This window comes from Roseibium sp. (genome assembly GCF_050301095.1).
Classification (GTDB): domain Bacteria; phylum Pseudomonadota; class Alphaproteobacteria; order Rhizobiales; family Stappiaceae; genus Roseibium.
On record NZ_JBNKYW010000080.1, the window covers coordinates 1 to 11,351 of the forward strand.

Sequence of the window (11,351 nt, forward strand, 5' to 3'; positions counted from 1 at the left end):
ATGTGTCCGCCGAACTCCTGCACGAGGAAGCGGTGGCTGCCGATGTGCCCGTGTCGCTCGCCACGGTCTACAACACGCTGCATCAGTTCACCGAGGCAGGCCTTTTGCGCGAAGTCGCAATCGAGGGCAACAAGACCTACTTCGACACCAAGGTCTCCCATCACCATCACTTCTTCATCGAGGGCGAAAACCGGGTGATCGACATCCCCGGCGAAGGCGTCGGCCTTGGCCGGCTGCCGGAAATTCCCGAAGGCATGGAAGTGGTGCGCGTCGACGTCGTCGTGCGGGTGCGCGAGAAGCGCTGATCAGGACCGGACCGCGCCGCCGTCCGCTTCTCCGGACGTCCAGATGTAATAGTTCGAGATCGAGTCGAAGGCGGCGAGATACCGTTGGCCATTCGTCACGAATCCGATCTTTGTCAGAAGGTTGCCCGAGCGCGTGTTTTCAGGATCGGTGATCGCGCACAAGGTCTTGAGCTTGAGATCCTTTTGAACGAATTCCAGCACGGCAAGGCCCGCTTCCCGGCCGAAGCCCTTGCCGCGATAGTCTTTCAGAAACGCAAACCCGAGATCCGGATACTCGAGTTCCTCGCGCATAACGAGGCCGCAGGTCCCGACCGGCTCGCCGGTTTCCTTCAGTTCCACCAGCCACAGCCCGAACCCCTGCTCGGCAAAGCGCGGCAGGGTCTTTGTTCTGATGTGCTCCGCCGCGGCTGCGTCGGTGCGGATGCCGTGATCGCGGATGAACCGGATGTAGTCCGGCTCATTCATCATCCGGCAATAGAAGGGGGCATCTTCCTCGCGAGGCAACCGGAAGCGCAGCCTTTCGCTGACCGGATAGGACGCTGTCATAGGTTTCATGAGTTCGCCTCCTTTTCGACCTGCGCCCTTGTTCGAACCGCAATGTCCGGGATTGCGTCGAAATGTTCCTTTTCCGGGCTCTTGCAAAGGTCATAGATCACGCAGCGCTTGCACTCCGGCTTGCGCGCCTTGCAGATGTACCGGCCATGCAGGATCAGCCAGTGATGCGCATGCAGGGCAAATTCCTTCGGGACCGCTTTTTCCATCGCCTTTTCCACGTCGAGCGGCGTCTTGCCGGGTGCGATGCCGATCCGGTTGCCCAGCCGGAAGAGATGGGTGTCGACCGCAATCGTCGGATGACCGAAAAAGATGTTGAGCACCACGTTGGCCGTCTTGCGGCCGACGCCCGGCAATTTCTCCAGCGCTTCCCGGTCCTCCGGCACTTCGCCGCCATGATCGCGGATGAGCTGCTCGGAAAGCAGCATGACGTTCCTGGCCTTGGTCTTGAAAAGGCCGATTGTCCGGATTTCCTCCCGCACGCGCTCTTCGCCGAGCGCGACCATCTTTTCCGGCGTGTCCGCGATCTGGAACAGATGCTTCGTCGCCCGGTTCACGCCGACGTCGGTCGCCTGGGCGGACAGCACCACAGCCACCAGCAGCGTGTAGGCATTGATGTAATCCAGTTCGCCCTCTGGTTCCGGATTGTCCGCATGGAACCTTTGAAAGATCGCGAAGGTCTCCGCCTTGTTGTAGCGCGACCGTTTCAGCACTTTGCCGGGGTTGTCGACCGACGGGCCGGCCTTGCGGGGCTTTGGGGTGGATTTGGCGGACCGGGCTTTGGTTTTGCCGGAGGGAGGGCTCTTTGCTTGCGTCATGATCTCTCTATATTCTGAGGATATGAGCGAGAACAATCCGAAACCCGAGCGGGAAGAAGAATTGCCGGATCTGGACCGGCCTTTTTTTTCTGCGGTGCTGACCCCTCACCGGTCGCTGGGCCCGACGGGTTTCATGATCCTCATGTGCGTTTTCGGTGTAGTCTGTTTTTGCGCCGGCGTCCTGTTCCTTCGGATCGGCGCCTGGCCGGTCTTCGGGTTTTTCGGCCTCGACATTGCGCTATTGTGGTTTGCCTTCCGGCTGAACTACCGCTCGGCCCAAACCTTCGAGGAAGTCGTCGTCTCACGGCAGGAAATCGCCGTCCGCAAGGTCGGACCGGGCAAGAAGTTACAGGAATACCGCTTCAATCCCTTCTGGGTGCGGCTGACGGTGAAACGGCTCGAGGATGAGGGCGTCGTCAAGGTGTCACTCGTCAGCCGGGGGGAAACCGTCGAACTCGGCAATTTCCTCAATCCCGACGACCGCACCAGCTTCGCGGGCGCCATGGCGAACGCCTTGGCGATCGCAAAGGCTGGAGGCGTTTAGGCGGCGTCTTCGGCAGGCCGGGGCTGAACCCTCAAGGTGGCAACAAGCACCATCAGGGCCAGAACCGAGGAAAACGCCGCCACAAAGAGAACGCTCTGGAAGCTGGTAGCGCTGGCGATGAAGCCCATGGATACGCTGCCGATCAACCCGCCCAGGAACAGGCTGTTCATATAGACCGCCGTTGCCCGTCCCGGCCGGTCTGGAGCGAAGCTTTGGACGAAGCTGATCGCAACGCCCGCGAACAGTCCGTAATAAGTGCCTTCCAGAACGGAAACCGCCAACGCCTGCCAGAGCGTCGTGACCTGAGAAAACAGCAGCATGCTGATCGCGGCAAGACAGGCGGCAAGCATCAGCACCTGACGGGTGCCGATCCGCTCCGCCAGACGGACGGAGCCGAATATCACGAAGATCTCCAGAAGGCATTTGACCGACAGGGACAGACCCGGCGCGGACCCGGGAAGACCGGTTTCCTCGACGAAGAACAGCGGCATGGCGGAGACGAACAGGGTGTTGGTGATGACGAAACCCAGACAGGTGAGACCAGCCACTGCAAGACCCCAGTTCACGGGCTCACGGGCGCCGGTTTTGATCCTTGTGCGGGTGGATCGGAAGTCCCTTGGAACGACAGTATGCCAGAGCAGCAGATAAATCAGGCTGATGCCGAACGAGCAGGCAAAAGCGGCGGGAAACCCGTATTGCGTTGCCAGCGTGAAGGACAGCGCCGGTCCGATCATCCAGGCGAGCGAGACGGTCATGCGCAGCCATGAATTGACCCTGGCAACATCCATTCCAGCGGTTTCTGCATTCAGGCGGCCAAATGTGAAGATGACGCCGGACCCCATGTTGGCAAGGCTCATCAGCGGCGCGATCATGAGCGACAGCATCAACAGGCTCGAGACCTGCGTCAGCAGCGCGGTCAGGGCCATGAACGCGCAAACGGACATCAGAAGCAGACGCCGCACGGGAAATCCGTGATCCAGCCGTTCGCCGGCCCAGCGGGTGGCAATGAGCGTCAGGGGCAGGACAAGTCCGGTATAAAGGCCCACCTGCCAGGGCTCGGCGCCAAGGCCTTCGACGATGAAAAAGCTCATCAGCGGAATAATGCCGGAAACGCCAAGGCTGTGGGAAAACTGAAGCAGCAAAATCAGCAACGCCTGGCGCGGCAGTTGCGGCAGATAATTCATGTTTGTTCGCCGGAGAAAGTCAGGATCCAGAAGGAAAGTCCAGCCTAGTCCTGTTGCTCAAATCAGTCACGAGCTTTTTCATGGAAATGCAATCAGTGGATGTGATCAGCTGCGATTTGTTTCATTTTTGGAACAAGTGGCCCATCCTTCGTGACGGACCTGAAGGTCCCACTCGGGATGAGGCCGGGGTAATTGTCTGGCGAAATGGCGCAACACTTTGCTCCTCATCCTGAGGAAGCGCGAAAGCGCTGTCTCGAAGGATGGGCCGCAGGCTCCCGAAAGAACCCTTCCACGTCAGCCTTCCCGCCCCACCTGAAGCGTCTTGAGGCGATAGAGCGCTTCCAGCGCTTCGCGCGGCGTCATGTCGTCCGGATTGAAGTCCTCAAGCGCTTCCAGGACGGGATCCGGTTCTGAAGAACCGGTGGCGCTGGGCGTGGCCGGTGTCAGGCTGGCAAAGAGCGGCAATTCGTCGATCAGGCTCTCGGCCGGTGAGCGGCGGTCCTGTTCTTCCAGCTGGCTCAGGACCTGCCGGGAGCGTTCGACCACGGTTGCCGGAAGTCCGGCGAGTTTTGCCACCTGAATGCCGTAGGAGCGGTCAGCAGCACCGGGTACAATCTCGTGCAGGAAAATGACGTCGCCCTTCCACTCCTTGACCGACACCGTGGCGTTGGAAAGGCGCTCCAGTTTCGCCGACAGCGCGGTGAGTTCATGGTAGTGGGTCGCGAACAGTGCCCGGGAGCGGTTGACTTCATGCAGGTGCTCGATCGTGGCCCATGCGATCGACAACCCGTCGAAGGTTGCCGTGCCCCGGCCGATTTCATCGAGGATGACGAGAGAGCGGTCGCTCGCCTGGTTGAGGATCGCCGCCGTTTCGACCATTTCCACCATGAAGGTGGACCGGCCGCGCGCCAGATCGTCGGCGGCGCCGACGCGCGAGAACAGCCGGTCGACAACGCCGATATGCGCCTCGGTGGCCGGCACGAAGGCACCCATCTGGGCGAGCACCGCGATCAGGGCGTTCTGGCGCAGGAAGGTCGACTTACCGGCCATGTTCGGACCTGTGATCAGCCAGATATGACCGATATCCTCATCCGCGTCGGGCCCCAGATTGGCGTCGTTGGCAACGAAACTGTCGCCGCCGGACCGCTTCAAGGCCCGTTCGACGACCGGATGGCGGCCACCCTTGATATCGAAGGCCCGGCTGTCGTCGACATGCGGGCGAACATAGTTTTCGTCCTGGGCGAGTTTGGCGAGCGCGGCGGACACATCCAGGATGGAAAGACCCTGCGCGGCGGCCTTGATGGCCTCGCCGGCATCGATGACCGCCTGGGCCAGCCGTTCGAAAATCTCCAGCTCGATGGCAAGCGAACGTTCACCGGCGCTGGCAATCTTGGATTCCAGATCCGCCAGCTCGGTGGTGGTGAAACGCATGGCGCCCGCCATGGTCTGGCGGTGAATGAAACGGCCGGGATCGGCCGTCAATTTTTCCGTCTGCGCGGTCGGTGCCTCGATGAACCAGCCGAGCACGTTGTTGTGCTTGATTTTGAGTGATCTGAGACCGAGCTCTTCCGAATACTCGGCTTGTAGCCTGGCGATCACCTTGCGGCTTTCATCGCGCAGCGACCGCAACTCGTCGAGATCCGGATTGTAGCCCGAGGCAACGAAGCCGCCGTCCCGCTTGAGCAGGGGCGGATCTTCCATGATCGCCGTCACCAGCTCCGAGCCGAGGTCGTGCGGGGCCTGTTCGAGGCTGGCCCGTGCGGCGGCGACTTCCGCCGGTATGGTGCCTGCGGTCGTGCCGGTCTGGTCAAGCACGGCACGGGCGGCTGCCAGACCCTGCGCGATCGACAGAATATCGCGCGGTCCGCCCCGGTTCAGCGCGATGCGCGAGAGGGCGCGGGCCATGTCCGGCGCGCCCTTCAGCGTCTGGCGCAGCCCTTCGCGCATGATTTCGTTTTCCAGGAAAAACGCCACCGCATCGTGCCGGTGGCCGATGGCTTCCACATTGACCAGCGGACCGGCCAGGCGGCTGGCGAGCAGGCGCGAGCCGCCACCGGTTACCGTCCGGTCGATCGTCGCCAGCAGCGAGCCCTGTTTTTCGCCGGAAAGTGTGCGCGAAAGTTCCAGGTTGGCCCGGGTCGCCGGATCGATCAGCATGCGGCCGGTGCCGGCCTCCCGAACGGGCGGGTCCAGTGGCGGGCGTTCGCCGAGCTGGGTCTTCTCCACGTAGGCGAGGATTCCGGCGGCCGCCGACAGCTCCGCCCGGCTGAAGGTGCCGAAGCCGTCCAGGGTCTTGACGCCGAAATAATGCGCCAGCCGGTCGGTGGCCGTCGAACTGTCGAAAAACGCGCGCGGAACCGGCGACAGTGCGCCGCCGGCCTGCTCGGCGAGCAGCCTGAGCTCGCTTTCCTGCAACAGATTGTCCGCCAGGATCAGTTCGCGCGGGCTGACCTGCGCCAGGTCGGCGGCAAGGCGCTGGTGGTCGGTTTCGGAGACCTGGAAGGAACCGGTCGACATGTCGATCCAGGCAAGACCGTAGACTGCGTCCCCCTCCAGCGAGCCGCCCTTGAGCCGTGTCAGTGCCATCAGGTAGTTGTTGGCGCCCGCATCCAGCAGCCGTTCTTCCGTCAGCGTTCCGGGCGTCACCAGGCGGACGACGTCCCGGCGGACCACCGACTTCGAGCCGCGCTTCTTGGCCTCGGCCGGATCTTCCGTCTGTTCGCAGACCGAGACCCGGTGCCCCTTGGCGATCAGCTTCTGCAGATAGTCGTCGGCGGCATGCACGGGAACGCCGCACATCGGGATGTCCTCGCCCTGGTGCTTTCCCCGCTTGGTCAGCGTGATGCCCAGCGCCTGGGAGGCGATTTCGGCGTCCTCGAAGAACAGCTCGTAGAAATCGCCCATCCGGTAGAACAGCAGGCTGTCCGGATTGGCCGTCTTGATCTCGATGAACTGGGCCATCATCGGTGTGACTTTGCTGTCTGCCGGGGCCGTTTGTTGTGCGCTTTGTCCACTCATGTCCGATACGTAAATCAACCGGCTTTTGAGGGGAAGCGCTTCAAGGCAGATAAGTCGGTCGATCCAAAGGAGAAAATGCAGTCTGGATTCGCTTGGCCGCGTTGAAGGTGTTCCACCAAGAGCTTAGGCCATCTTGGCTTGAGGCTTCATTTTCCAGCGGATAAGGTCAGTCAGCACGACACTTGAGATCGTGATCGAGAGGAAACGCCCGCATCATGTCCGCCGACAAGAACTCGTCCAAGCCGAACGTCAGCTTCACAGACCAGGAAGCGCTGCAATTCCACCAGGAAGGCCGGCCCGGCAAGCTGGAAATCGCGCCGACCAAACCGATGGCGACACAGCGCGACCTGTCGCTGGCCTATTCCCCGGGCGTGGCGGTGCCCGTCAACGCGATCGCCGAGGATCCGAGCCGCGCCTATGACTACACCACCAAGGGCAACATGGTGGCGGTGATCTCCAACGGCACGGCCATCCTGGGTCTCGGCAATCTCGGCGCGCTGGCCTCCAAGCCGGTCATGGAAGGCAAGGCGGTGCTGTTCAAGCGCTTTGCCGATGTCGACTCGATCGATCTTGAAGTGGACACCCAGGACGTTGAGGAGTTCATCAATTCGGTGCGCTACCTCGGGCCTTCCTTCGGCGGCATCAACCTGGAGGACATCAAGGCGCCGGACTGTTTCATCATCGAGCAGCGTCTGCGCGAACTGATGGACATTCCCGTCTTCCATGACGATCAGCACGGCACGGCGATCATCGCCGCCGCCGGCCTGATCAACGCCCTGCACCTGACCGGCCGGGACATGAAGGATACGAAAGTGGTCTGCAACGGCGCCGGTGCGGCGGGGATCGCCTGCATCGAGCTTATCAAGGCCATGGGTATTCCCCATGAAAACGTGACCCTCTGCGACACCAAGGGCGTGATCTACAAGGGCCGCGAGGAGGGCATGAACCAATGGAAGTCGGCGCATGCCGTCGAAACCAAGGCCCGCACGCTTTATGACGCCATGAAGGGTGCGGATGTCTTTTTCGGCGTGTCTGCGAAAGGCGCGCTGACCCCGGACATGCTGCGGGTAATGGCGCCCAACCCGATCATTTTCGCCATGGCCAATCCGGATCCGGAAATCACGCCGGAGGAAGCGGCCACAGTGCGCGACGATGCCATCGTGGCAACCGGCCGGTCCGATTATCCCAACCAGGTCAACAACGTGCTTGGTTTTCCCTACATTTTCCGCGGTGCGCTGGATGTCCAGGCCAGCACGATCAATGACGACATGAAGGTCGCCTGTGCTCACGCGCTTGCCGAGCTTGCCCGGGAGGAAGTGCCGGACGAGGTGGCCGCCGCCTACCGGGGCAACCGGCCGAAGTTCGGCCCGGAATACATCATCCCGGTGCCCTTCGACCCCCGCCTGATTCACACGATCCCGCCTGCCGTTGCCCAGGCGGCGATGGATTCCGGCGTCGCCCGCCGGCCGATCGTCGACATGGAGGCCTACAAGAACCAGCTTTCCTCAAGGCTCGATCCGGTGGCCGGTACCCTGCAGCGGATCTTCACCAAGGTCCGCCGTCAGCCGAAGCGCGTCGTGTTCGCTGAGGGCGAGGAGGAACCGGTGATCCGCGCGGCCGCAAGCTTTGCCTCGCAGGGACTTGGCGAAGCGATCCTGATCGGCCGGGAAGACGAAATCAAATCCATGGCGGAACATGCCGGCGTCGACATCAACCGCTCCGGCATCTCCATCCAGAACGCGCGGCTTTCCAACCGCAACGCGGATTACGCCCAGTATCTTTACGCCCGCCTGCAGCGCAAGGGCTACCTGCTGCGCGACTGCCAGCGCATGGTCAACAACGACCGCAACTACTGGGGCGCGATCATGGTCGCCCGGGGCGATGCCGACGCCATGGTCACGGGTCTGACCCGAAATTATTCCGTTGCTCTCGACACCGTGAAGGCCACCATCGATCCGAAACCCGGGCATCGCATCATCGGGGTCACCCTGGCGCTTGCCCGTGGCCGCACAGTGCTGATCGCCGACACGGCGGTGATCGACATGCCGACCTCCGAGGAACTTGCCGATATCGCCGAGGAAGCGGCCCATGTCGCCCGCAGACTGGGCTACGAGCCGCGTGTTGCCATGCTCGCCTATTCCACCTTCGGCCATCCGAGGGGCGAACGCTCGGAAAAGGTCATCGAGGCGGTGAAGATCCTCGATCGGCGCAGGGTCGATTTCGAGTACGACGGCGAAATGGCCGCCGACATCGCCCTCAACATGGACCGCATGGCCTCCTACCCGTTCTGCCGCCTGTCCGGCCCGGCCAATGTCCTCGTCATGCCGGCTTTCCACTCCGCTTCCATCTCCACGAAGATGCTGCAGGAACTTGGCGGCGCCACGGTCATCGGCCCGCTCCTGGTCGGCTTCGACAAGCCCATCCAGATCGTGACCCAGGGCGCCAAGGACAGCGACATCGTCAACATGGCGGCGATTGCGGCGTTCAACGTGACGTGAGGTGTGAGGGGGCGGCGCTGCGCTGCCCCCGGTGCAATCTTATATGTTAGTTGATTCGCTCGGAAATAGTGCCACGATGCCTGCTTGGCTGAAACATACATCGTTGATTTTATTTACGTTTATTTCCACTTATTTGGTGTTGCTCTTAAACAGTGTTTTACCGCAACCCCTTGGGGGGATAATTCTCCTTGCTGTGTGTTTCATTATAGGCGCTTGGGCGATCTGGAGTCTTAATCGTGCCAAAACCCGAGAAACGAAGTAGAGCGGCAACAAGTTGGCCCCGTCCCGGATAGACGCAAAGACCAGAGAAACGGCAAAAAGACTGCGTCTCGACCAGACGAAGGGCGAAAAGCTTCTTTGGAGAGCACTCCGGGAATTGAAAACCGATGGGATTCATGTCCGTCGGCAAGCGCCAATCGGTCCCTATGTCGCGGACTTTGTCATCTTTTCGAGGAAGCTGGTTGTTGAGATCGATGGAGATGTTCACGGACTGCCAGAACAACAGGAGCACGACAGACTGCGGGATGACTGGCTAAGGTCGCAGGGATTTGATGTGCTTCGATACTCTGCTCTTGACGTTGAGGAGAACCTGGAAGGGGTCGTTCTGGATATCAGACGGAAACTTGGTTTGGCCTGATGGGACACCCCCACCCCTAACCCCTCCCCACAAGGGGGAGGGGGATTCCGCTCCGCCAAGAACCAACGTCCTTTTCACAAGGATGGCCGTGATCCGCGAAAGTCGCAAAGTCTGAGGCGAAGTTCCCCTCCCCCTTGTGGGGAGGGGCTAGGGGTGGGGGTTCATGGCAAACAGCCAATGCTTTTGCCATTCCCCTTTTGACAAACCCCGTTCCAGGCGCGATACCTCGAAGCCATGTCGAATGTAAAAGTCAAAATCTGCGGTCTCAGCACCGAGGAAACCATGGAAGCCGCGCTGGAGGCTGGGGCGGACATGATCGGACTGATGTTTTTCCCGAAGAGCCCGCGCCATGTCTCCTTGAGCGATGCCAGCAGGCTGGTGGACATGGCCCGTGGCCGGGCTGAGATCGTCGCGGTCACCGTCGATATGGATCTCGACGGACTGTCGCGGATCAAGGAACTCGTGAACCCCGATATCTTCCAGCTGCACGGCAGTGAAGCGCCGGAGGCCTGCGCCGCGGTCAAGGTGATGCAGAAGACCAAGGTCATGAAGGCAGTCTCGATCTCCGAGAAGGCGGACCTGGAAAAGGCCCATTACTACGCCACTGTGGCGGACTGGCTGCTGTTCGACGCCAAACCGCCCAAGGATTCCGAAATTCCGGGCGGAAACGGCATAGCCTACGACTGGACGCTTCTGAAAGACCTTGACCTCGGGAAGCCCTTCATGCTTTCCGGAGGACTGGATCCGTCGAACGTTGCCGAGGCCATCCGCCTGAGCGGAACCAAGGCAGTGGACGTCTCCTCCGGTGTCGAGCGGGAGCGGGGCGTCAAGGACAGCAATCTTATTCGCAGCTTTATGGCGGCGGTCAGAGAGGCCTGATATTCGGGCTCCCCGTTATCCGGGCTCAAGGAGTATACGCGTGAACGACATGGCGAACAGCATCCGGACCGGTCCGGACGATCGCGGGCATTTCGGCATTTTCGGCGGACGTTATGTTGCCGAAACCCTGATGCCGCTGATCCTGGACCTGGAGCAGCACTACAAGGACGCCAAGAACGATCCGGCCTTTCAAGGCGAGATCGAGACGCTGAACAAGCATTATACCGGCCGTCCCTCGCCGCTTTATTTCGCCGAGCGCCTGACAGAGGAGCTTGGCGGCGCGAAGATCTATTTCAAGCGCGACGAGCTGAACCACACCGGGTCCCACAAGATCAACAATTGCATTGGCCAGATCCTGCTCGCCAAGCGCATGGGCAAGACCCGGATCATCGCCGAGACCGGTGCCGGACAGCACGGCGTGGCAACCGCCACGGTCTGCGCCCGCTTCGGCCTGCCCTGCGTGGTCTACATGGGCAAGACCGATGTGGAACGCCAGAAGCCCAATGTCTTCCGCATGAAACTTCTGGGCGCGGAAATCGTGCCGGTGACCGCCGGTGCCGGGACCCTGAAGGATGCCATGAACGAGGCGCTGCGCGACTGGGTCACCAATGTCGAGGACACCTATTACCTGATCGGCACCGCGGCGGGCCCACATCCCTATCCGGAGATGGTGCGCGATTTCCAGTCGGTGATCGGCACGGAGACCAAGGAACAGATGATGGCCATGGAAGGCCGCCTGCCGGACATGATCGTCGCCGCCGTCGGCGGCGGATCGAACGCGATCGGCCTGTTCCACCCGTTCCTCGACGACAAGGACGTGCAGATCGTCGGCGTCGAGGCCGGCGGCAAGGGTCTGGACGGTGAAGAGCATTGCGCCTCGCTGACCGCCGGTTCGCCCGGCGTGCTGCACGGCAAC

The 11,351-nt window shown here is 61.4% G+C and carries 10 protein-coding genes; 6 read left to right on the forward strand and 4 right to left on the reverse strand.

The window, feature by feature from the left end; translation table 11 throughout:
* A partial coding sequence (gene irrA, locus ACQY7U_RS07395; protein WP_428643212.1) for an iron response transcriptional regulator IrrA occupies positions 1 to 305 on the forward strand: 305 nt, incomplete at its 5' end.
* Here the strand turns inward: irrA and ACQY7U_RS07400 are convergent.
* Together ACQY7U_RS07400 and nth are read right to left on the reverse strand one after the other, a co-directional pair.
* Entirely contained in the window at positions 306 to 860 is a 555-nt protein-coding gene (locus ACQY7U_RS07400; protein ID WP_428643213.1) for a GNAT family N-acetyltransferase, read from the reverse strand.
* Positions 857 to 1,675, reverse strand: coding sequence for an endonuclease III (nth, locus tag ACQY7U_RS07405; protein ID WP_428643214.1), 819 nt, complete (start codon positions 1,673 to 1,675; stop codon positions 857 to 859). The genes ACQY7U_RS07400 and nth overlap by 4 nt, the downstream gene beginning before the upstream one ends.
* Before the next feature lie 22 nt (positions 1,676 to 1,697).
* Here nth and ACQY7U_RS07410 point away from each other — a divergent pair, with 22 nt between their 5' ends.
* Positions 1,698 to 2,219: a DUF2244 domain-containing protein gene (locus ACQY7U_RS07410; RefSeq protein WP_428643215.1), complete on the forward strand. Its 522-nt coding sequence runs from the start codon at positions 1,698 to 1,700 to the stop codon at positions 2,217 to 2,219.
* Here the strand turns inward: ACQY7U_RS07410 and ACQY7U_RS07415 are convergent.
* Together ACQY7U_RS07415 and mutS are read right to left on the reverse strand one after the other, a co-directional pair.
* A complete protein-coding gene (locus ACQY7U_RS07415; protein WP_428643216.1) occupies positions 2,216 to 3,403 on the reverse strand; it encodes an MFS transporter in 1,188 nt (395 codons plus the stop codon). The genes ACQY7U_RS07410 and ACQY7U_RS07415 overlap by 4 nt on opposite strands.
* Before the next feature lie 294 nt (positions 3,404 to 3,697).
* On the reverse strand, positions 3,698 to 6,421 hold the full coding sequence (gene mutS, locus ACQY7U_RS07420; RefSeq protein ID WP_428643217.1) for a DNA mismatch repair protein MutS: 2,724 nt from the start codon (positions 6,419 to 6,421) through the stop codon (positions 3,698 to 3,700).
* Positions 6,422 to 6,636: 215 nt separating this feature from the next.
* Here mutS and ACQY7U_RS07425 point away from each other — a divergent pair, with 215 nt between their 5' ends.
* The 4 genes from ACQY7U_RS07425 to trpB all read left to right on the forward strand — a co-directional run.
* Positions 6,637 to 8,919: an NADP-dependent malic enzyme gene (locus tag ACQY7U_RS07425; RefSeq protein WP_428643218.1), complete on the forward strand. Its 2,283-nt coding sequence runs from the start codon at positions 6,637 to 6,639 to the stop codon at positions 8,917 to 8,919.
* 274 nt (positions 8,920 to 9,193) lie between these two features.
* Complete coding sequence (locus ACQY7U_RS07430) at positions 9,194 to 9,556, forward strand: endonuclease domain-containing protein (protein WP_428643220.1); 363 nt, start codon at positions 9,194 to 9,196, stop codon at positions 9,554 to 9,556.
* Between the two features lie 234 nt (positions 9,557 to 9,790).
* Positions 9,791 to 10,435, forward strand: a complete 645-nt coding sequence (locus ACQY7U_RS07435) for a phosphoribosylanthranilate isomerase (protein WP_428643221.1) — start codon at positions 9,791 to 9,793, stop codon at positions 10,433 to 10,435.
* Positions 10,436 to 10,484: 49 nt separating this feature from the next.
* On the forward strand, positions 10,485 to 11,351 hold an 867-nt coding region (gene trpB / locus ACQY7U_RS07440; protein WP_428643222.1), incomplete at its 3' end, for a tryptophan synthase subunit beta.